The sequence below is a fragment of the Arthrobacter sp. zg-Y238 genome (assembly GCF_024385525.1).
Taxonomy (GTDB): domain Bacteria; phylum Actinomycetota; class Actinomycetes; order Actinomycetales; family Micrococcaceae; genus Arthrobacter_B; species Arthrobacter_B jinronghuae.
The window spans coordinates 207,827-228,186 of the sequence record NZ_JANFLU010000010.1 but is presented as its reverse complement, the minus strand read 5'-3'; the positions used below and the strand labels follow the sequence as shown (position 1 = coordinate 228,186).

Here is a 20,360-nt window from a genome sequence, read left to right as displayed (position 1 = left end):
CTGCGGCTCATGTGCCTCCGGCCGCAGTGAAAGGTTCTTTGTTCCCCGTGCAGTTCCCCGTGCAGCAGCATCTCAGCAGCTTCCTCACCGTGCCTCCAGGGCGCGGGCACCGGGTGCCTGCCGTCCGCGTGGCGCTCGGGGTGTTCCTGCCGCTGCTGGTCCTGATCCTGCTGGGACGGACCGATCTCACGATGTGCGCCATCTTCGGTTCGCTGACCGGTATTTTCGGTCGTGCGGAACTGCACTGGCGGCGCCTGCAGCACCAGTCCCTGTCGGGCCTGCTGATGGTCCTGACCGTGGTGGCCGGTGTGTTCCTGTCCCTTTCCGGCGCGGATTCCTGGACTGTCGTGGGCGCCGGAACCCTGATCGCCGGCCTCATTGCGGTGGCGGCCAGTTATCTCAGGGTCCGGCCCGCCGGTCCGTTTACCTACATCTTCGCGTTCACCGCCACGTCCGCGGCGCCGTTCCCGGGCCGGTTGTGGGAAGCGGCGCTGACCGTGACGGGCAGCGTACTGCTCGCCGTAGTGCTGGGTTTTGCCGGCCGGCTGCACGCGCGCCGGCATACTCCGCGCCCGCTGCCGCCGTACCGGCCGCCGTCGTGGGGGCGGATCCTGCGTCACTCGGGCCGCTACGCCGTTGCCGTGGCCGCCGCCGGATCGGTCTCGGCCGGGCTTGGACTGGGGCACGGATACTGGGCGATGCTCGCCGCCTGTGCTCCGATCGCGGCGGTGGATGCAGCCGGGGGAGCGATCCGCGCCGTGCACTTCATCCTGGGCACCTACGCCGGTGTGCTGGTCTCTGCAGTGCTGCTCCAGGTTCAGTGGTCGCCGGTCGAGCTGGCGGTGCTGTTGGCCATGCTGCAGTTATGCGGGGAAATCTACGTGGTGCGGCACTACGGCCTGGCCATGGTGTTCCTGACGCCGGTGGCCCTGCTGATGACGGGGTTTGTCGCTAGCCAGCCGGTGCTGGCGGTGACCTTGGACCGGGCCGTCCAAACGACCATCGGGGCGCTCGTGGCCGTGGCGGTCATTGCCGCCACTACCCGCAGGGGCCCGACGGCTGCTACTCCCTCGACGCGCTGAAGAGCTGTGCCGAGCCCTCGACGTCGGCCGTCGTCGGGTCACCCAGATAGAGCATGCTGGCACCCTGTTCCAAGTAGGTGCTCACGTCGCCCACCGAAACCATCGCTTCTCCCAGTGCGGCGAGCACAACGGTGAACCGTTCCAGCGGGATGGATGCGGTGCCGCCGTGGATCACCGTCCGGCGCAGGTCGAGATCTTCGCTCCAGAGCGGAATATGTTCCTGGCACTCATCAATACGCTCCACCTTAAGAGGTGCCGGGCCGGGCTGGCCGTTGTCCAGGACCTGCTGCAGCTCGGCAACGTCCACGTAGTCCGTGGTTAACCCGGCCTTCAGGGCATTGTCGGACAGGCCCATAACCACCAGCGCCTGCCCGGATAGATAAGAGTGGAGGCACCCCGCGGGCGTAACCATGGCCTGTCCGGGGTCCAGCTTGAGGAGGTTCATGCAGATGGCTATGAGAATCCCGCGGTCGCCCGGGAAAAGCGGCTCAAGCCGGCGGAAAACGGCAGCAGCGTCTGCGGCGGGACCGTCCGTTTCCGCCACTCCGGCCATGGCGGCCCTGGTTTCCCTGAGTGCACGCGCAGTCTCGGAAGGCTCCATGCGGAGGAGGGCGTGCACCGGCATCTCATGCCGGAACGTCAATAAGGCGCGAAGCCATGGAAGGTCCACTCCGTCGGCAATGGCACGCAGTTCTTCCCTGCTGCGCTCTCCTGACAGCACGCGAAGGGGAGTGAGCGCTACCGCTACTTCAAACTTGGCGTACCTGTCCTTATAGTTCCGGTTTCCGGCGTTCAAGGGGACCCCGCGGGTCTGTTCACGGACATAACCGGCCAACGCCTGGTCCGGCCGCGGGTGCAGCTGGATCGGCTTGGGCACATCCGCGTCCAGGAGGTGCATCCGGAAAGGGATAGGGCGAGCCGGTACTTCCTCCGGATTGGAGAAATGGCGGGGGTGGGCCGTAAGAAGCCGATTGAGGGCACCGGGGAGGTCATCGGGATCCCAGGTAATGACGGCACCTGTGGCGGAAGGAGAATTTTCCCGGCTGCCCTGGCCGGGCTGCCCGGAGGCCTTGTCCCTCAGTGCATTCATTGCAGCTGCGGGGTTGCGGGTTTCCCTTACCAGACCGTAGACGGCAGTCACGAGTGCAACGCCTCCTTACGGATGGCAGGCGGGGTCAATACAACAAGGCGGGAGCAGGCTACCTTCAACTCAATTCACCGGGACCTTGCCCGATGTCGCTCATGGACACCAGGACGGCTTCCTTGGACACACGGAAAGATTTCCGTTCAAGTTTACCGGGTTTCCGGCGCCGTGCGGAGGTTCCCGGGCTCCCGGTTTTCCGTGATCTCAGTTACCGGCCCGTATGACCTACTACTCCACCCACCCTCCTGCGGCGTGCCGCCGGACACACAGTTGAAACCTCTCCGTGGTTAGATGCACTCGATGCAATAATTAACGAAATACTTACAAATCCGAAAGAAGCAGGTGCGGGGATGGAATACGCGGCGCGGTCGGTCCGAGGCACCTTCCGAGTGGACGGCTGAGCCGGTGGATTTCCTGATACTCCTGGTCGGGCTGCTTTTCGGAACCGTGCTGGCCGCAGGGATCGGCGAACGCATCCGGCTGCCGTACCCCGTACTGATGCTGATCTCATCGGCCCTGATCGCGTTCCTGCCGATCATCCCCGAAGTGCACATCAACCCTGAACTGATCCTCCCGCTGTTCCTTCCCCCGCTGCTCTTTGCGGCCGCACAGCGCAGCTCCTGGTCCGTTTTCCGGCTGCGCTGGCGCTCCCTGGTGCTGCTGGCGGTGGCATTGGTGGCAGTCACTGTGGCCGTGGTGGCCGGTGTGTCCTGGATTATGGTGCCGGCGCTCGGGCTGCCGGCCGCGATTGCACTCGGAGCCATCGTTGCTCCGCCCGATCCGGTGGCCGTGGAAGCGGTCGCCGGTAAGGTCCGGATGCCGCGGCGGCTCATCACGGTGCTGCAGACCGAGGGCCTCTTCAACGACGCCATCGCCATCGTCATCTTCCAGGCAGCCGTCGCGGCGAGCACCAGCGGCGGGCACGTGGGCTGGGAGGTTGTGCCGGAATTCCTTATTGCCGCAGCCGGCGCCGTGGTGCTGGGCCTGGCGATGGCGTGGATCGTCGGCAGCCTGAACCGGTTCGTACCGAACCTGGTGGCACGTTCGGCATCCACCCTGGTTGCGCCGTTCGCCGTTTACCTGCTCGCCGAAGAAGTGCACTTCTCCGGAGTGGTCGCCGTCGTCGTCACCGCATTGGAACTCGGCCGGCGCGCCCGCCCCCAGGACTCGGAGGAGCGGCTGACCCGCACCGCTTTCTGGGATGTGGTGGAACTGCTGACCACCGGTGCCGCGTTTGGCCTGGTGGGAATCGAGATGCGGTACATCATCGAGGACGAGGGAGCCCAGCTCCTGAGTTTCATCCCCGGGATCGTGGCAGTGTGCGCAGCTGTGCTCATTGTCCGGTTCCTGTGGATGATGGCGATCTACCGGATGGGCGGGACCGAAAAGAACCATGTCCCGGGTTCGCTGAAAGAGGTCCTGGTCCTTTCCTGGTGCGGGATGCGCGGTCTGGCAACCCTGGCTCTTGCCCTCGCCCTGCCGGGCACCACGCTTGCCGGCGACCCGCTGCCCGGACGCAACTTCGTTGTGGCCTGCGCGTGCGCCGTCCTGGTGGTGACCCTGGTGCTGCCGGGATTGACCCTCCCTTGGCTGATGCGGGCCCTGAAGCTGCCTAACGACCACAAGGAAGCGGACCGGATGGAACGCGAGCTCGCGCTCCGGGCCGAACGGGTCGCCGTCGAGACCATGAAGCGCTCTGCGGCGATCCAGCAGCTGCCGCCGGACCGCCGCGCCGCACTGGCCAAGCGGATGGCCTCGCTGCATTCCATGCTGGAGAGCGACGAAGAGGATGAATCGCAGAAGATGCTGGACCGAAAGGCCACCCTGGAGATCATGGACGTGGTCCAGCGTGAAGCCATGGACGCCGCACGCCGGGAAGTACTCGAGGCCCGCCGGCAGCGCGGCATGGATCCGGAGGCCGTGGACCGTGTACTGCGCCGCCTGGATCTGCGCACCGTCACCATGGACCGTCCGGAACGCCACTAGACTTCCCGTACATGAGCAAGAACGTGGAATCGTGGCCGCATCTCGGCGTTGCCTGGCTGGTGCAGTCGGCTGCGGCCGCGGTGCTGGCCGTCACCGTCGTCGTGCTGCAGCTCTGGGTCTTTCCCGAAACCGTCCAGGCGATAGTGCTGCTGGCCCTGATCCTGGCCTCGGCGGTAATGCTGCTGCTCTCCGCGCCGTTGGTCTTCGAGTGGATCCGCAACCGGTTCCAGCGCAGCTGGGTGGTGCTGGTACTCACGGCAGCTGCCGCGATTGTGGGCGGGTGCTGGATGGTGGTGCTGTTTGTGCTCGGCTTCGGACTGCTGGTCACCGGGTTCTAGCCGGTTCCGGCCTCCGGCCCGGGTGCCCGGTTCAGCGCTGGGCGAATATCCGGTGGAACACGCCGGGTGGACGGGTACCGGCGTCGGGGCAGGCAGCTGCCGCCGCATAGGATGGCAGGCCGGGCCCGCTGAAGTGCCGTCCGTTTCCGCGCGCCGAACGCATGCGGCGCATCCGCATCATGAATAGGACCCTCCCTCTTTGAGTATCGATCCCTCCGCAAAACCCGTGCCTGCTGCCGGAACCTCCGGGCGCGCGGCAACGACGCGGGCTCCGTCCACCCTGGATCCCCGCACCAAGACCGTGATCGGCCTGCTGCTGGTCTCCTCGTTCGTGGTCATCCTGAACGAAACAATCATGAGCGTGGCCCTGCCCCGGCTCATGGCTGACCTGGACATCACTGCCGGAACCGCCCAGTGGCTGACCACGGGCTTTATGCTGACGATGGCCGTGGTCATTCCGGCCACCGGCTTCCTGCTGCAGCGTTTTTCCATGCGCGGCCTGTTCCTGACCGCCATGTCCCTCTTCAGCGCCGGGACGCTGCTCGCAGCCCTGGCCCCCGGGTTCGGCACCCTGCTGGGCGGCCGGATCATCCAGGCCGGCGGCACCGCCATCATGCTGCCGCTGCTGATGACCACCGTCCTGAACGCTGTTCCGGCCCATAAGCGCGGACAGATGATGGGCACCATTTCCATCGTCATCGCAGTTGCACCGGCCATCGGCCCGACGGTCTCCGGCATCATCCTCAACGCGCTGGACTGGCGCTGGATGTTCTGGCTGGTCCTGCCCATTGCCCTGCTGTCGCTGGGCCTTGGCGCGTTGAAGATCCAGAATCTTACTGAAACCAAGCGCCTGCCGTTCGACGTGCTGTCGATCGTGTTGTCCACCTTCGCGTTCGGCGGGCTCATCTTCGGCCTCAGCAGCATCGGCGAGGCCGCTCAGGGCAAGGAACTGATGCCGCTGTGGATCCCGCTGACCGTCGGCGTCCTGGCCATGGCCGGCTTTGTGCTGCGCCAGCTGGTGCTCCAGCGTACCGACCGCGCCCTGATGGACCTGCGCACCTTCACCAGCAAGCCCTTCGTGGTGGCGATCATCATGGTCCTGGTGTCCATGATGGCGCTGTTCGGCTGCCTGATCGTGCTGCCCCTGTACCTGCAGAACGTCCTGGGCCTGGACACGCTTCGCACCGGCCTGCTGCTGCTCCCCGGCGGCGCCGTGATGGCCGTTCTCTCGCCGATAGTCGGCAACCTGTTTGACCGTTTCGGTCCCCGCCCGCTGGTGGTTCCGGGCGCCTTGGTGCTCAGCGGTGCCCTGTGGGGGATGACCCTGCTGACGGAAGAAACCCCCGTGGGCCTCGTGATCCTGCTGCACTGCTTCCTGAACGCCGGGCTGGGGTTCATCTTCACTCCGCTGTTCACCTCGGCCCTGGGTTCGTTGGACAAGTCCCTGTACTCCCACGGCAGCGCCATCATCAACACGCTGCAGCAGCTTGCCGGTGCAGCGGGAACGGCAGTCTTCATCACCCTGATGACCACGGGCACGACGGCGGCCCTGGCCGACGGCGCGTCACCGGTCTCCGCTGCCGCCTCGGGCGTGCACACGGCGTTCTTCTGGGGAGCCGTTGTTTCGCTGGTGGCCGTCGCGGCGTCGTTCCTGGTCCGCCGGCCCACCAACGAACTGCCCGAGGGTGTGGCTATCCACTAACGCCGTCGGCGCCGTCGGGTAGTACGGAGGCCGGTGATTTCCGGCAGCAGCGCTCCCGCCGAGTGTCCCCGGACCGCCCCCAACCACACTCCGGCGCCGTAGGCCAGATCGTCCAGGCGGCGGGCCACAGCGAACCGGACGGGATCCAGCTCGGCCCCGGTGCGTCGGTACTCCACGGCAGCGTCCACCACTCCGGCGAGAAGCGCTGCCCGGCGCAGGCGACCGGAAAACAGGCAGCCCACGGCCGTCAGCGGCCACCAGTGCCGCAGCAGCAGCGCTGATCCCTGCCCCAGTGCAGCCAGGACGCCCTGTCCCACGAGGACAGATGCCAGCCGCAGGGGCTTTGGGCGGCGCCGGTGGGGGCGGCCCCGGCGAAGCGGGGTGGCCGCCGCCCGCGCGGCGGCCACCGGCAGTGACCAGCGGCGCTGGGCCAAAAGGGCGAGAAGGAACACGACGCTCCACGGTGCCAGCACCGCAGGGGCCACGTTGCTGCCGTGCCGCCGGGAAAGCTCGTGCGCCCCGGTCCCGTAGAACATCTTGCGTGCAAGCCACGGTACAAGCTCCCGCCGGTGCTCGTGCCGGGCAGCCACCGACGCGTCGTAACGCACGCGCTTGCCTTCACGGACCAGGTTCCAGACCAGATCCACGTCTTCCGCGACCCGCAGTTCGGCGCTGAATCCGCCTCCAAGCGCCTCCACGCGTCCCACCAGACACGCCGCGGGGAGCCATGACACGGTCCCGCGTGGATGCACCAGTGCCGGGCGCCTGCCGAGATCGAGGGAGGACCGGGAATCCTCATAACGGCAGATCCACCCGGCGTCATTGCCCGGATTCCAGCCCAGGATCCGCGGCGCAACAAGCGCTACGCCGGGATCGGCGAAATGCCGCAGCAGTGCAGGAACGGTCCCGGGATCCAGCACCATGTCGGAATCCACAAACGCCACGTAGGGTGTCCGGACCCGTGCCAGCCCGGCATTGCGGGCAGCCGCGGGCCCCGCGTTCACCGCCAGGGGAACATACTCGGCAGCGTAGGCGGACGCGGCGTCGGCGATCGGCTGCGGGGACAGGGAAGCGTCATCCACCACCACCACGCGCTGTCCCGGACCGATACTCTGCAGCAGCCGGCGCAGGTGGTCCGGGCGGTCCCGCACGGGCACCACGAACGTCACTGCCTGGTCGGCCGGTGCCGCAAGGCTGGCGGCCGCGGGGTCGGCCATCCCGAAGGCAAGCAGTTTCTCCGCCAGCTCTGCGGAAGGACCGTCGCTGACCGAGAAGCCGCCTGTTGCGAGCAGATCCCGTGCCGCCGCGCCCGGGAACAGTACGCGCAGGGGAGAACCGCCGGTGAGCACCTGCGCCCTGCCGCCCACCCGCACGCTGTCGGAGAGCCGGATGCCGAAGCCGACGGGAAGGCCGGTCACGGAACTGCCGCCGGCAGGGGCTGGAGGCACCCGTACCGATCCGGAGCGCCGGCCAAACGGGCGGCCACGGCCCCGGCGGCCCCCGTGAGGAGCTCCTGCCCTTCCGCCGCGGAGGCCCCGGCCGGATCGCCCAGGACGCCGAGCGGGGAGACGGCCTTCACGCCGCGGGACCGCAGCACCGGCATCAGCTCGGGAAGCGGGCGTATGTTGCCGCAGACTGCCCGGTCCAGGTGGACGTTCCCGGGCGATAGATACAGCATCAGCGACGTTTCCGTCCGGCCCGCATGGGCATCCCCGGGTCCGAAGGTACAGGGCACCCATCCGACCGAGTGGTTCTCGGCAAGCAGCTGCCCCACCGCCCGGACCAGTCCCGCAGCGTTTCCTCCGTGCGCGTTGACGAAGACAATCCGGCGCGCCCAGGTCGAAAGCGAGCGGACCAGCTCCACCAGCATCAGGTTCAGTGCCTCATGTCCCAGCGACACCGTGCCGGGAAAGTCCTGATGCTCCCCACTGGCACCGTAGGCCAGCGCCGGGGCGACGACGACGTCGGCCCGCCCGGTTATCGCGGCAGCCTCCGCCGCGACCGCCGCCGCAATCACGGTATCCGTGTCCAGCGGCAGGTGCGGGCCGTGCTGTTCGGTGGAGCCGGTGGGCACCAGGACCGTGGCCCCCCTGCGGACCTCCGGCCAGGTGCGTGCAGCCAGGCTCCACGACGTCGGCGGCAAGGGCGTGGACGGTGCCACTCAGCTTTCCCTGTCCTTGGGCGGGTCTCCCACTGACCTGGTGAACCCGGGCGGAATGACCAGGTCCTCGGGACGCAGTTCATGGATGGAGGTCTTCCCCAGCCCCCGCAGGGCGGAGTCCAAGCCGCCCTGGAGAATGTCCAGGACGTTCTCCACCCCTGCCTGGCCGTTCGCGGCCAGGCCCCAGAGGTAGGCCCGGCCGATCATCACGGCCCGGGCACCCAGGGCCAACGCCTTGGCCACGTCGCTGCCGCGCCGGATACCCCCGTCGAGCAGCACCTCAACCTGGCCGCCGACGGCCTGGGCGACGGCGGGGAGGAGCCGGATGGTGGCCGGGGTGCCGTCGAGGTTGTTGCCGCCGTGGTTGGAGACAGACAGTGCGGTGACGCCGGCGTCGACCGCCCGGCGGGCATCATCCACGCGGGTGACGCCCTTGAGCATAAACGGCCCTCCCCACGTCTCGCGCAGCCAGGCCACGTCCTCCCAGGTAGGCGGCGGGGTCTGCATCCACTCGCCGTACGCCCCGAAGAAGGTGGGGGCTTCACCTCCCGGCGGGACCAGGTTCGGCACCGTCAGGTCCGGTACCCGGCCGGACCGGGCAAAAGCCAACAGCCAGCGGGGATGCGGAATGACTTCCGGAGCCAGTCGGGTCATGGCCTTCAGGGTCATCTTTTCCGGGATCACCGGACTGCCCCAGTCCCGGCCGTTGGAGAAGGACCAGTCCAGAGTGGAGATCAGTCCCGTGGCACCGGCGGCCCGGGCACGCTCCATCCGCTGGACCATCGCCTCCCGCGTTCCGCTCCAGTACATCTGGAAGAACAGCTGGGGAGCAGCCGCTCCTACCTGTTCCACGGGTTTACTGGCGAACGAACTCAGGCTCATCACGGTGCCGCGGTTTGCGGCCGCACGTGCCACTGCTACCTCGCCCTCGGGGTGCACGGCCTGCACGCCGGTGGGGGAGATGATCACCGGCAGCGCGATTTGCTGCCCCATGACCGTGGTGGTCAGGTCGCGCTTTGCGGACTGTCCGACCACGTGCGGGGCGAAGCCCAGCTCCGAAAACGCGGCAATGTTGTCCTCCACGGTGACGCCGCGCTCCGACCCGGCGACCAGGGCCCCGTAGACGGACTTCGGCAGGTTTCTCTTGGCGCGGCGCTGGGCCTCGGCAACGGTTTCGAACCAGGGATTGGTGAACATGGCACTGCCTTTCATGGTTGAGACTGGATCTTCAGGTGGCGAACACTGCGCTTACGGCAGGTGCAACGTCCCGGTAGGTATGGATGGTTCGGGCGGTACCGCGTCCTTCCCGGGCGAGCTCACGGCCCAGTTCGACGTCGGTTTCGGCACTGGTGTCGATCAGGACGTCCAGCCGAGGCAGGCGTGCAGCGGCAATCCGGGGATCCGGGCCGGCGTTGTGGACGCAGTCCGAGAGCAGCAGCACCCTTGCGTCCCTCACCGGGATCCGCAGCAGTTCACGGTGGGCGAGCTCCAGCGGAAAGCTGATGTTGGTGAGCCCCCGGGCCGGGATGCGCAGCAGCGTGTCCAACAGCTCCATCGGCTTCAGCTCGGAGCCCAGCGGCAGCAGCAGGGCGGCATCGGACCAGAAGGCAATAACTGCCAGCGCGTCGCGGTGCAGTTCGGCGGCCAACGCCCCCACAGTGGCGGCGGCCGTCTGCAGGCGTTCGCCCTTCATCGACCCCGAAACGTCCACCGCGAGCACCACGGACCGGCGGGTGCGCACCCGGTCCCGGACCACGATGTCTTCATCTTCGGGGACCGGCCGTTCGGCCAGCACTTCCAGTGTCCGGTCCAGATCGATGTCATCGCTGCCGCCCCGGTAGGGCAGACTGGCGAGCGATCCGCTGCCGCGGCGCGGCACCGCGTCCGCCCGCGGTCGGGGCACGGACAGCAGGGCGGCGATATGCCGCACCCGTGCGCGGACCGCCGGGTCCACAGGCACCGGGGTTACCTCGGCAGCGGCCGATGCAGCGACATCATCGGTGAATCCCGGGCGGGACACCCCGGGAGGGGCCGCGCCGCCCCGACTGCGGCGGCGTGCCCCGGCGGGCTGGATCACCGCGCCCGGCCCACCGCCGGGCACCGGCTCAAACACGGAGGGATCCTCGGTCAGCTGTTTCGGGACGCGGCGCAGCGGCGGGCGCCGGTCCGGCCTGCGTCCGGTGCGTCGCGACACCGGTGAATCGGCGGAAACCTCTCTTCAACCCGGTGCCGCCGCGGCAGGATTAAGGATGAAGTGGTCTTCCCAGATCTCCCGCAGCACCCGTTCAGGAGTCGTCTCGGCCGCTTCGTCCAGGTGGATCCGTCCCGAGAGGGAAACCGCCATCGCGTCATAGACCAACTCGCGGTAGCCGGCGCCACCCGGATCCGAGATCCTGCGGAGTCCGGCGAGCTGGCCGGACACCAGCACGCAGTCAATGGCGCCGCGGACGCTGGAGCCTTGGCGGATATCCGGATGGTTCCGGGTGGCGCGCGTCAGTGCCACGGCGTCGGCGATGAGGGCTTCTCCGAGTACCCCCGGCGCGCTGGTGCGCAGTGCCACGATGCCGCGCTCGGCGTCGTCGTCCTGATAGCCGACGGCGAGCCGGTTCAAACGGTCATGCACGGAAGTGGAAAGCCGGGTGGTGCCTTGGTTGTCGTAGGGATTCATGGACGCGATCACCCGGAATGTGTCCAGGGCCGGTATGTTGCCGACACGGGGGACCGTGATGGAACGGTCCGCCATGGCAGCCAGCAGCGTGTTGAGCGTGTCCTCCGGAGCCCGGTTGAATTCTTCGATGTAAAGGAATCCGCCGGTCTGCATGGCTTCCACCAGGGGACCGGCAACGAAGTTGTCCGCACTGTAGTCCTCGCGCAGTACCCGTGCCGGGTTGTGGTGTCCTACGAGTTTGGACGGGGTCAGATCCGCGTTCCCCTCGACGAAGAGCAGCGGAATGCCCCATTCGGCAGTGATGGCCTTGAGCATGGTGGTTTTGCTGGTGCCCGGAGGGCCCTCCAGGACAATGTCGCGGCCGGCGGCGACGGCCGCGAGCGTAAGTTCCAGCTCACGCTCACGGCCGACGAGGTGCGCGGCGATGCGGTCCCGGGTGGCCCCGATATCCGTGGTCTGCACAGGGTTCCTTTCCCGGCCGGTCAGTGAACGGCGCCGCCGGCGTCGACCGGGATCTGGCCGCCGGAAACGTAGTAGGACTGGTCGGAGGCCAGCCATGCCACGGCGTTGGACACATGCTCGGGCTCGATCCACGCCTTGCCCATGGGATTGGTGCCCGCGAACGCCGCTTCGGCGTCCTCGGCCTGCGGATCGTCCAGTTCGGGCCGGAACAACTGATAGGTCTTCCGGTTCTTCACCATCGGGGTGTCCACGGAGTTCGGATGGATGGTGTTGACCCGGATCCCGAACGGGCCGAGCTCGTTGGCAAGCACCTTCATCAGGCCCACAACTGCATGCTTGGTGGTGGTGTACGCCGCGACGTTTGCCAGCCCCTTGAACCCGGCCAGCGAGGAAATGATGACCACTGAGCCGCCGGGGCCGGACGCGATCAGGTGCTCGGCGGCCGCCTTATAGGTATGCCAGACACCGGTGACATTGATGTCCATCAGGTCCTGCCAGGACTGCTCGTCAACCTTGTGCGTGGCAGAACCGAAGGTGAAGATCCCGGCGTTGGCCACCACGATGTCCAGCCTGCCCAGCTGCGCCACCCCCTCGTTCACGGCCGCAGTGAGCGCCTCAATGTCGCGGACGTCGGCCTCCACCGCAACAATGCGCCGGTCCAGGGCTTCGACCTGCTGCGTTGTTTCCTTGAGATCCTCCGGGGTTGCCGGGGGATAGAAGTCCGTCACGGTGTCCACCGGCCCGCAGAGATCGACGGCGATGATGTCCGCCCCCTCCCGGGCCAGACGCAGCGCGTGTGCCCGTCCCTGGCCGCGGGCCGCACCGGTGATAAACGCTACTTTTCCTTCTAGGTTTCCCATGGTGCTTTCCTTTTCTGGGAGTGTGTTGCCGGTCGGTTTAGTACTGGGTAACCCCTGCATCCACGGTCATGGCCAGGGATGTCACGTAGCGGGCCTCGTCGGAGGCGAGGAACAGCACCGCATTGGAAATATCCGCCGGCTGTACGGCCTGGACGTCCAGCAGGTTGGTTGACATGCCGGCCAGCCGGGCGTGCTCCTCCAGCCAGACGGGAAAGGACTGCATGTCCTCGCCGCTGATCATGGTGGTCATCACCCCGGTGGGATGGATGGAATTGACCCGGATATGGTGTTCGGCCAGCTCCGTGGCAAAGGCCCGCATCAGTCCCACCACGCCGTGCTTGGCGGCCACATAGGGGGCCAGGAACGGCAGTCCCTTCAGCCCGGCGGCGGAGCTGGTGAGAATGATGGAGCCGCCGCCGGACTCGACCAGATGCGGGGCCGCCAGCTGGACGGTGTTCCAGACCCCGGTGAGATTGATGCCGACGGTTTCCTCCCACATGTCCGGGGTGGTTTCATCCCAGGGCTTCATGATCATGATTCCGGCGTTCGCGACAACGATGTCCAGTCTGCCCAGCTCGGCCACGCCGGCGTCGAGCACCCGCTGCATGGCGGCCCGGTCCCGGACGTCGGCTTTCGCGGCGACGATCCGCCGGTCCAGGGCCTCCACCTCCTTGACCGTCTGCGCCAGGTCCTCTTCCGTGGCGGCCGGGTAATTCACACCCGGGACGGAGTCGCAGAGATCGACCGCGATGATGTCCGCGCCCTCCTGTGCCAGCCGGATGGCGTGGCTCCGGCCCTGACCGCGGGCGGCACCGGTGATGAACGCTACTTTTCCTTCGACACGCCCCATTGCGTGCTCCCTTCGATTGGTTTTAGTACTGGGTGTTGCCGGCGTCGACGGCCATCGCGAGCGAGGTGACGTAACGTGCCTCATCCGAGGCAAGGAAAAGCACGGCGTTGGATATGTCCACCGGCTGCGTAATGTCCACCGGCAGCAGGTTGGTCATCATGCCGCCGATCCGGGGGTGGGCTTCCAGCATTGAGCCCATGGCCGCCATCCCGTCACCGGAAGCCATCGCCGTATCGACACCGGTGGGATGCACCGTGTTGACCCGGATGTTGTGCTCGGCCAGTTCCGTGGCGAAAGCACGCATAATTCCCACCACGCCGTGCTTGGCTGCGACATAGGGGGTCAGGAACGGCAGTCCCTTCAGCCCCGCGGCGGAGCTGGTGAGAATGATGGAGCCGCCGCCCGCTTCCACCAGATGCGGGGCCGCGAGCTGTACCGTGTTCCACACCCCGGTCAGGTTGGTGCCCACGGTGTCGTTCCAGATCTCCGGGGTGACCTCGTTCCACGGCTTCATGATGCAGATGCCGGCGTTGGCCACCACGATGTCCAGCCGGCCGAGCTCCGCGACGCCGGTGTCGATGGCTTTCTGCAGGGCGCCTCGGTCCCGGACGTCGGCTTTGGTGGCGATGATGCGCCGGTCGAGTGCCTCAACTTCCTTGACGGTCTGGGCCAGATCTTCCTCCGTGGCGGACGGGTAGCCGACCCCCGGCAGGGTGTCGCAGAGGTCCACGGCGATGATGTCCGCGCCCTCCTGTGCCAGCCGGACTGCATGGCTGCGGCCCTGCCCCCGGGCAGCTCCGGTAATAAAAGCGACTTTTCCTTCTACACGCCCCATGGCATGCCTCCTGATTCTCGAAAGGGTTATTTCGCGGTTGATCCGGCGTCGATGGGAAGGGTCACGCCCGTGATGTACCGGGCCTCATCGGAAGCGAGGAACAGGACGGCGTTGGAAATGTCCACCGCGTCCACCCACTTGATGGGCAGCACATTCAAGGCTTGGAACCGTTCCCCGATCTGCTCGCGCGTCGGATTGTCCAGATCGGGTGCGAAGAGGTTGTAGGTGGCACTGTTGTGGATCATGTCCGTATCCACGCTTGTGGGGTGCACGGAATTGACCCGGATCATGTCCGGCGCGAGCTCGAGCGCCAGGGCGCGCATCAACCCGACGACACCGTGCTTCGCAGACACGTAGTGCGCAAGGTTTGCGATGCCCATCAATCCGGCGGTGGAGCTGGTCAGGATGATGGATCCGCCGTTCCCGCCGGCGCGCAGATGGGGGATGGCGGCCTTGGCCGTGTGCCAGACACCGGTCAGGTTGATGTCCAGCATGTCCCCCCATTCCTCATCAGTCAGCTCATCGACGGCACCGAATCCCGCAATCCCTGCGTTGGCACTGACGATGTCCAGTCGCCCCAACTGGGCCACGCCGTCGTCGACCGCGGCCTTGAGCGCGCCGTAATCCCTGACGTCGGCTTCGAGCGCCACGATGCGGCGGTCCAGCGCCTCCACATCCTTGACGGTCTGCGCCAGATCCTCAGGAGTAGCCATGGGATAGTGGACGGTGCCCACCTGGCCGCAGAGGTCGACGGCGATGATGTCCGCCCCTTCCTGCGCCAGCCGCAGCGCGTGGCTGCGTCCTTGCCCGCGGGCGGCTCCGGTAATGAATGCGACTTTGCCTTCAACACGCCCCATTGCGTGTACCTTCTTTCTTTTTTTGACGGGCCGCCGGCTGCGGCCCGGACCTTAGGTGCCGCAGCTCCCGCCGCAGCCGGATGGAACAGGTGCAGGGTTGAAGCCCGCGAGCGGATCTTCAGCACAGGCACTGACCGGCGCGGCATCGGGCCGGCGCCGGGAGATGGTGACCGGCACGGGCCCGGTCCGAGGACGCGGGGGAGAGGTGCGGTGGGAATGGTCTCCGTCGGGGCGGGGCAGGGCTTCCCCGGCCCGCGCCTCGAGGGCTGCCTCGCCCAGTCCCCGGACGCACTCCGGGTCCGGTCCGTCCAGCGGCAGCCCCGTGAAGAACTTGGCCGCCATGCACCCGCCGCGGCAGGTGTCGAAGAACGGGCAGCCGGAGCAGGCCCCGCCGGTCTGCGGGGAACGCAGCCGGGTAAAAAGCTCCGAGTGCCGCCATACCTCGGAGAACCCGCCGGGATTGCGGATGCTGCCGGCCAGGAACTCGTCGTGGATGGCAAAGGGACAGGCGTAAACGTCGCCCACCGGATCGATCAGGCAGACCACCCGGCCGGCACCGCACATATTCAGCCCCGGCAGGGATCCGCCGTACGCGGACAGGTGGAAGAAGGAATCGCCGGTGAGCACGTCCTCGCCGTGTTCCACCAGCCAGTCGTAGAGCTCCCGCTGCTGCGCGGCTGTAGGGTGCAGGTCGTCCCAAACATCGGCGCCGCGGCCGGAGGGCCGCAGCCGGGTCAGGCGCAGCTGGGCCTGGTACTTGTCCGCAATGGCCTTGAACCGGTCCAGCTGGGGAATGTTCTGCCGGGTACAGACCACGGAGATCTTGAAACCGGTGAACCCTGCGTCGGCCATGTTCTGCATGGCGCGCAGCGCGGTGTCGAACGAACCGGGACCGCGGACGGCGTCATTGACGTCCGCGGTGGCCCCGTCAAGGGAAATCTGCACGTCGACGTAATCGCTCGCCGCGAGCCGGGCTGCCACGTCGGGAGTGATCTTCACGCCGTTGGTGGAGAACTTCACGCCCACGTGGTGGGCGGTGGCGTAGTCGACGAGCTCCCAGAAGTCCGGGCGGACCGTGGGCTCCCCGCCGCCGATGTTCACATAGAACACCTGCATTCTTTCGAGTTCGTCGATCACTGCCTTGCACTCCAGCGTGGTCAGTTCCCGGGGATCCCGCCGGCCGGAGCTGGAGAGACAGTGGACGCAGGAGAGGTTGCAGGCGTAGGTCAGTTCCCAGGTGAGGCAGATCGGAGCGTCGAGGCCGGTCTCGAACAGATCGACCAGGGTCCCCGGCCGGGGAGTGGAGAGCACCGTCATGGCGTCCTCTCGATCACCATATTTGAGGAGGCCAGTGCGCCCAGGGCCCGCTGGTAGCGGGGCAGGTCCGCGAGGTCGACGCCGGCGGATGCACAGGCCGCGCCGGCACTCGGCTCGGTACGCAGCTGCTGCACGATTGCCAGGAGGGTCGTGTCCTTGAGAAAGGACAGCCGGCGGGTGCCGAAGTGGTACAGCAGCGCGCCGAAAGGTTCCGGACGGACCGAGACCTGGGGGTGCAGCCGCCAGGGGAGGTTGAGATCAAACGTCTGCATTCCGCGCCGGTCCTAGTAAACGCCGCACATACCGTCGATGGAGACTTCCTCCAGCAGCAGGTCCTCCGTGGCTTCCGGTTCCGCGCCGGTGCGTAAGGGTCCTTCGGGGACGGAACCGGTGAGCGGGGTTGCAATCGGGTCTTGTGCAGCTCGCATTGGTGCTCCTTCTGGCAGAATCCGGCTTCGGCGGCGATACTCTGTGTGCCGGCGAGAGTAACGGCACCGAGTGCCATTGGGAAGAGGTAATTTCGTGGCAACTGCAGCGGCGTTGGGGAAATCGGAACGAGCCGGCAGGAAACCGGTCACTTCCAAGGCAGAGCTCAGCCATACGGCGCTGGTCCTCTTTGACCGGAAGGGTTTTGACCAGGTCACCGTGGATGAGATCGCTGCCGCAGCGGGGATAGGCAGGCGGACCTTTTTCCGGTACTTTCCGTCGAAGAACGATTTGCCGTGGGGAGACTTCGAGGAGCTCCTGGCCCGGATGGACGGGTACCTGGATTCGCTGCCGGAAACCGTGCCGCTGGCCAGCGCACTCTGCAACGCGGTCATTGAGTTCAACCGGCTGCCGCCCGAGGAGGTTCCGTATCACCGGCAGCGGATGGAACTCCTGCTGGGCGTTCCTACGCTGCTGGCACACTCCACACTGAGGTACGCTGCCTGGCGGCAGGTGGTGGCCAGGTTTGCAGGCAAGCGGCTGGATCTGCCGGAGAGCAGCCTCAAGCCACAGGCGATCGCCTGGGCGCTGCTGGGCTTGTGCCTGGCTGCGTACGAGCAGTGGCTGGAAACAACGGACACGGAACTTACCGGGATCCTGCAGGAGTCTTTGAAGCTGTTTCCGGATGTTCTGGAGGGGCAGACCGAAGAATAACCGGTGCGGATGGGGGTGGACATGCCGGAGCACTACGACGTGATTGTGGTGGGTGGCGGAGGCAGCGGAGCACCCCTCGCTGCCCGTGTGGCTGAGGATCCGGACCGCCGGGTGGCGCTGATTGAGGCAGGTCCGGCTCCGGAAGACCGCGCCGGATACCCTTCCGAACTTCTGGACGCGGGCACTGTGCAAGGCGCAATGCCCGGGCATCCCAACAACTGGTCCTTCCTGGGTGAGCTCACTCCCGGCAGGCCGTATTCGATTGCCCGGGGCAGGATCCTCGGAGGATCGACGGCGCTGAACGGGGGCTATTTTGTCCGTGCACCCAAGGAGGATTTTGACCAGTGGGCCCGAGTGGGAGGACCGGCGTGGTCCTTTGCCGAGGCGACGAGGCTGTATTCGGCACTCGAAGCGGACCAGGACTTCGGGGCCGTGCCGGGACACGGGTCGGCGGGCCCGGTGCCGGTGCAGCGGCCGCCGCAGTCCCACAGCATCACCCGTGCCTTCCATCAGGCCGCCCGGGAACTAGGGTTCCCCGAGGAACCGGATAAGAACGCCGACGGTGAGCCCGGCGTCGGGCCGGTACCCATGAACGTGGCAGGAGGCCTCCGATGCAATACGGCGCTCACCTATCTGGTGTCCCGGGGTGTCCCCGCGAACCTGACCATTCTGGGGCAGACCAGAGTCCGCCGGGTCCTCTTCGAGGGCGCCCGTGCAGTGGGCGTCGAGGTGCAGTCAGAGGGGAAAGTATCGGTAATCCGGGGCAACGAGATAGTGCTCTGCGCCGGTGCCATCCAGTCGGCGCACCTGCTGCTGCTCTCGGGCATCGGGCCGGCAGCGGCCCTGCGGGCCCAAGGCATCCCTGTCACAGCCGACAGACCCGGCGTGGGAGCAGGTTTCACCGACCATCCGGAAGTCGCGGTCCGGTGGAACCCTCGGCGGGGCGTGGTGGACACCACGGTTCCGCGCATCATGGAAAGCTCCCTGAATTTCAATGCCGGCGGGCAGCAGGCGAGCGGTGCGGGTGACCTGGAAATTCTGCCCATGTTGAAGCCGATGAGTTATCTGCTGTCAGCCGGCACCTCGCGGGTGGGCCGGGCGGGTCACCGCGAGGACCTGGAGTTCCTGGTTGCCCTCCAGGAGGAACATGCCAGAGGCCGGCTCACAATTTTGTCCGCCAATCCGGACGTCCAGCCGCGGCTCGAGTACAACTACCTGGCCGTGGAATCCGACCGGCAGCGGATGCGTTACGCGGTACGGACAGCCGTAGCCCTCCTTTCGACCCGCGCGTTCCGGCCACTGGTCGCCCGGATCACGGAACCATTGCCGGCCGCCTTGGCTCATGACCACCTCCTTGATGAGTGGATGGAGTCAAACCTGGGTACGGCCCTGCACATGAGCGGAACGGCCAGAATGGGACCGCGGCACGATCCGGATTCCGTTGTTGACTCTTTCGGCCGCGTCCACGGTATCCACGGACTCCGGGTGGCGGATACCTCGATCCTGCCTACGGCACCGCGGCGCGGACCGGCTGCCACAGCTGTCCTGATCGGCGAACTGGTAGCCGGCCATCTGCGCACCGGCGCATCCGGCCGCCCGGACCGCGCACCGGGCCAACCCACCACCCGGTAAAAACCGTCATTGACCGCTAATGTGATCCGCGCCATACTAAATGAACGATTAGTTAGCCCTTCCGTCAGGAGCCCCCATGACCGTCACGCAGACCGCGCGCCCAGCCTTCGACCCCACCGCAGTGGGCGACGTCGACGCTGACCTTTACCTTCTCGACGAACTGCTGGACGACGAGGCCCGCGACGTGCGGGACCGGGTCCGGGCGTTCGTTGACAACGATCTGCTGCCGGTCATCAACGACTACTGGGAGCGGGCAGAGGTCCCGTACGAGCTCGTGCCCAAGCTGGCCGCGCTGAACATCGCCGGCGGCACCATCAAGGGGCACGGCTGCCCGGGGATGAGCCGGCTGGCCGCCTCCACCGCCGCGGCCGAGCTTGCCCGGGGCGACGGTTCCATCAACACGTTCTTCGGCGTGCACTCCGGCCTGGCGATGGGCAGCATCGACATGCTTGGCAGCGAGGAACAGAAGCAGCGCTGGCTGCCCGCCATGGCCAGGTTCGAGAAGATCGGCGCGTTTGCCCTGACCGAGCCCACCCACGGGTCCGATTCGGTGTCGCTGGAAACCACCGCCCGCCGGGAGGGCGATTCCTACATTCTGAACGGCAACAAGCGGTGGATCGGCAACGCCAGCTTTGCCGACATCGTGATCATTTATGCCCGCGACGAAGCTGACGGTGCAGTCAAGGCGTTCGTGATGGAAAAGGATGCCGACGGCAACCACCCCGCCGGCTACCAGGCGACCGTAATCACCGGCAAGATCGGCAAGCGGGCCGTGCTGCAGCCGGACATCGTCATTGAGGACCTCCGCATTCCCGCGGAAAACCGCCTGGCAAACTGCAACTCGTTCAAGGACGTCAACAAGGTGCTGGCGGCCACCCGCGGGGGAGTCGCGTGGGAAGCGCTGGGGCACGCCGTGGCCGCCTACGAGATTGCCGTGGCGTATGCCAAGGACCGGGTGCAGTTCGGTCAGCCCCTTGCCGGGTTCCAGCTGGTGCAGAACAAGCTTGCGAACATGCTTGCCCAGGTCACCGCGATCAAGCTGACCTGTTTCCGCCTCAACGAGCTTGGCGACCAGGGAAAGATGACCGGCCCCATGGCATCCATGGCCAAGATGTTCGCCGCCCGGCAGGGCCGCTGGGTCTGCTCGGAGGCCCGCGACATCATGGGCGGCAACGGCCTGCTCCTGGAGAACCATGTGGCCCGGCACCTGACCGATATGGAGGTGGTGTTCACCTATGAGGGCACCGATTCCATGCAGTCACTGATCCTGGGCCGGCACATTACCGGGCTGTCCGCGTTCGCTTAAGGCGGCTCGGCGGCTGCTTC

At 66.8% G+C, this 20,360-nt stretch carries 20 protein-coding genes; 7 read left to right on the top strand and 13 right to left on the bottom strand.

All coding sequences use genetic code 11. The features are described from left to right. Window positions 1-47: 47 nt before the first annotated feature. Complete coding sequence (locus tag NNX38_RS09940) at window positions 48-1,082, top strand: FUSC family protein (protein WP_255797840.1); 1,035 nt, start codon at window positions 48-50, stop codon at window positions 1,080-1,082. Here NNX38_RS09940 and NNX38_RS09935 read toward each other — a convergent pair. Further along, window positions 1,063-2,223: a hypothetical protein gene (locus tag NNX38_RS09935; RefSeq protein WP_255797839.1), complete on the bottom strand. Its 1,161-nt coding sequence runs from the start codon at window positions 2,221-2,223 to the stop codon at window positions 1,063-1,065. The two genes, NNX38_RS09940 and NNX38_RS09935, sit on opposite strands and share 20 nt — an antisense overlap. A 408-nt stretch (window positions 2,224-2,631) precedes the next feature. Here NNX38_RS09935 and NNX38_RS09930 point away from each other — a divergent pair, with 408 nt between their 5' ends. The 3 genes from NNX38_RS09930 to NNX38_RS09920 all read left to right on the top strand — a co-directional run bounded on the left by NNX38_RS09930 (window position 2,632) and on the right by NNX38_RS09920 (window position 6,252). Beyond that, window positions 2,632-4,212: a Na+/H+ antiporter gene (locus NNX38_RS09930; protein ID WP_255797838.1), complete on the top strand. Its 1,581-nt coding sequence runs from the start codon at window positions 2,632-2,634 to the stop codon at window positions 4,210-4,212. Window positions 4,213-4,223: 11 nt separating this feature from the next. Further along, window positions 4,224-4,550 carry a hypothetical protein gene (locus tag NNX38_RS09925; protein ID WP_255797837.1) on the top strand — a complete coding sequence of 109 codons (327 nt, stop codon included), beginning with the start codon at window positions 4,224-4,226 and terminating at the stop codon, window positions 4,548-4,550. A gap of 199 nt (window positions 4,551-4,749) precedes the next feature. Further along, window positions 4,750-6,252 carry an MDR family MFS transporter gene (locus NNX38_RS09920; RefSeq protein ID WP_370646414.1) on the top strand — a complete coding sequence of 501 codons (1,503 nt, stop codon included), beginning with the start codon at window positions 4,750-4,752 and terminating at the stop codon, window positions 6,250-6,252. Here NNX38_RS09920 and mftF read toward each other — a convergent pair. From mftF to mftA, 12 genes are read right to left on the bottom strand one after another with little or no spacing between them, the layout of a single operon-like run. Continuing rightward, window positions 6,249-7,670: a mycofactocin biosynthesis glycosyltransferase MftF gene (mftF, locus tag NNX38_RS09915; protein WP_255797836.1), complete on the bottom strand. Its 1,422-nt coding sequence runs from the start codon at window positions 7,668-7,670 to the stop codon at window positions 6,249-6,251. The genes NNX38_RS09920 and mftF overlap by 4 nt on opposite strands. Further along, window positions 7,667-8,413: a mycofactocin biosynthesis peptidyl-dipeptidase MftE gene (gene mftE / locus NNX38_RS09910; RefSeq protein ID WP_255797835.1), complete on the bottom strand. Its 747-nt coding sequence runs from the start codon at window positions 8,411-8,413 to the stop codon at window positions 7,667-7,669. Before mftE ends, mftF begins: the two co-directional genes overlap by 4 nt. Beyond that, window positions 8,414-9,610: a pre-mycofactocin synthase MftD gene (gene mftD, locus NNX38_RS09905; RefSeq protein WP_255797834.1), complete on the bottom strand. Its 1,197-nt coding sequence runs from the start codon at window positions 9,608-9,610 to the stop codon at window positions 8,414-8,416. Window positions 9,611-9,641: 31 nt separating this feature from the next. Then, window positions 9,642-10,607 carry a VWA domain-containing protein gene (locus tag NNX38_RS16935; RefSeq protein ID WP_255797833.1) on the bottom strand — a complete coding sequence of 322 codons (966 nt, stop codon included), beginning with the start codon at window positions 10,605-10,607 and terminating at the stop codon, window positions 9,642-9,644. A gap of 24 nt (window positions 10,608-10,631) precedes the next feature. Then, window positions 10,632-11,543, bottom strand: coding sequence for a MoxR family ATPase (locus NNX38_RS09895; RefSeq protein WP_255797832.1), 912 nt, complete (start codon window positions 11,541-11,543; stop codon window positions 10,632-10,634). A 20-nt stretch (window positions 11,544-11,563) separates the two neighbouring features. Then, on the bottom strand, window positions 11,564-12,403 hold the full coding sequence (locus tag NNX38_RS09890; RefSeq protein WP_255797831.1) for a mycofactocin-coupled SDR family oxidoreductase: 840 nt from the start codon (window positions 12,401-12,403) through the stop codon (window positions 11,564-11,566). A gap of 37 nt (window positions 12,404-12,440) precedes the next feature. After that, window positions 12,441-13,253: a mycofactocin-coupled SDR family oxidoreductase gene (locus tag NNX38_RS09885; RefSeq protein WP_255797830.1), complete on the bottom strand. Its 813-nt coding sequence runs from the start codon at window positions 13,251-13,253 to the stop codon at window positions 12,441-12,443. A gap of 22 nt (window positions 13,254-13,275) precedes the next feature. Further along, window positions 13,276-14,088, bottom strand: a complete 813-nt coding sequence (locus tag NNX38_RS09880) for a mycofactocin-coupled SDR family oxidoreductase (protein ID WP_255797829.1) — start codon at window positions 14,086-14,088, stop codon at window positions 13,276-13,278. 26 nt (window positions 14,089-14,114) lie between these two features. Then, window positions 14,115-14,945, bottom strand: a complete 831-nt coding sequence (locus tag NNX38_RS09875) for a mycofactocin-coupled SDR family oxidoreductase (protein ID WP_255797828.1) — start codon at window positions 14,943-14,945, stop codon at window positions 14,115-14,117. 51 nt (window positions 14,946-14,996) lie between these two features. Next, window positions 14,997-16,262 carry a mycofactocin radical SAM maturase gene (mftC, locus tag NNX38_RS09870; RefSeq protein WP_255797827.1) on the bottom strand — a complete coding sequence of 422 codons (1,266 nt, stop codon included), beginning with the start codon at window positions 16,260-16,262 and terminating at the stop codon, window positions 14,997-14,999. Next, window positions 16,259-16,534 (bottom strand): mycofactocin biosynthesis chaperone MftB, encoded by a 276-nt coding sequence (gene mftB, locus NNX38_RS09865; RefSeq protein ID WP_255797826.1) that lies wholly within the window; start codon window positions 16,532-16,534, stop codon window positions 16,259-16,261. Before mftB ends, mftC begins: the two co-directional genes overlap by 4 nt. Before the next feature lie 12 nt (window positions 16,535-16,546). Next, window positions 16,547-16,690: a mycofactocin precursor MftA gene (gene mftA / locus NNX38_RS09860; protein ID WP_255797825.1), complete on the bottom strand. Its 144-nt coding sequence runs from the start codon at window positions 16,688-16,690 to the stop codon at window positions 16,547-16,549. A gap of 94 nt (window positions 16,691-16,784) precedes the next feature. Between mftA and mftR the strand changes: the two genes are divergently transcribed. The 3 genes from mftR to NNX38_RS09845 all read left to right on the top strand — a co-directional run bounded on the left by mftR (window position 16,785) and on the right by NNX38_RS09845 (window position 20,340). After that, window positions 16,785-17,402, top strand: a complete 618-nt coding sequence (mftR, locus tag NNX38_RS09855) for a mycofactocin system transcriptional regulator (protein ID WP_255797824.1) — start codon at window positions 16,785-16,787, stop codon at window positions 17,400-17,402. Between the two features lie 21 nt (window positions 17,403-17,423). Further along, the gene (gene mftG, locus NNX38_RS09850; protein ID WP_255797823.1) at window positions 17,424-19,034 is read left to right on the top strand and encodes a mycofactocin system GMC family oxidoreductase MftG; all 1,611 of its coding nucleotides are present in this window, start codon (window positions 17,424-17,426) and stop codon (window positions 19,032-19,034) included. Window positions 19,035-19,110: 76 nt separating this feature from the next. Then, window positions 19,111-20,340 (top strand): acyl-CoA dehydrogenase family protein, encoded by a 1,230-nt coding sequence (locus NNX38_RS09845; RefSeq protein ID WP_255797822.1) that lies wholly within the window; start codon window positions 19,111-19,113, stop codon window positions 20,338-20,340. The last annotated feature ends 20 nt before the right edge of the window (window positions 20,341-20,360 follow it).

Excerpts from the sequence above, each read along its gene's own strand:
- NNX38_RS09925 (WP_255797837.1), top strand. The coding sequence starts at position 4,224 with ATGAGCAAGAACGTGGAATCGTGGCCGCATCTCGGCGTTGCCTGGCTG.
- mftD (WP_255797834.1), bottom strand. The coding sequence starts at position 9,610 with ATGTTCACCAATCCCTGGTTCGAAACCGTTGCCGAGGCCCAGCGCCGC.
- NNX38_RS09890 (WP_255797831.1), bottom strand. The coding sequence starts at position 12,403 with ATGGGAAACCTAGAAGGAAAAGTAGCGTTTATCACCGGTGCGGCCCGC.
- NNX38_RS09885 (WP_255797830.1), bottom strand. The coding sequence starts at position 13,253 with ATGGGGCGTGTCGAAGGAAAAGTAGCGTTCATCACCGGTGCCGCCCGC.
- NNX38_RS09880 (WP_255797829.1), bottom strand. The coding sequence starts at position 14,088 with ATGGGGCGTGTAGAAGGAAAAGTCGCTTTTATTACCGGAGCTGCCCGG.
- NNX38_RS09875 (WP_255797828.1), bottom strand. The coding sequence starts at position 14,945 with ATGGGGCGTGTTGAAGGCAAAGTCGCATTCATTACCGGAGCCGCCCGC.
- mftC (WP_255797827.1), bottom strand. The coding sequence starts at position 16,262 with ATGACGGTGCTCTCCACTCCCCGGCCGGGGACCCTGGTCGATCTGTTC.
- mftB (WP_255797826.1), bottom strand. The coding sequence starts at position 16,534 with ATGCAGACGTTTGATCTCAACCTCCCCTGGCGGCTGCACCCCCAGGTC.
- mftA (WP_255797825.1), bottom strand. The coding sequence starts at position 16,690 with ATGCGAGCTGCACAAGACCCGATTGCAACCCCGCTCACCGGTTCCGTC.
- mftG (WP_255797823.1), top strand. The coding sequence starts at position 17,424 with ATGCCGGAGCACTACGACGTGATTGTGGTGGGTGGCGGAGGCAGCGGA.
- NNX38_RS09845 (WP_255797822.1), top strand. The coding sequence starts at position 19,111 with ATGACCGTCACGCAGACCGCGCGCCCAGCCTTCGACCCCACCGCAGTG.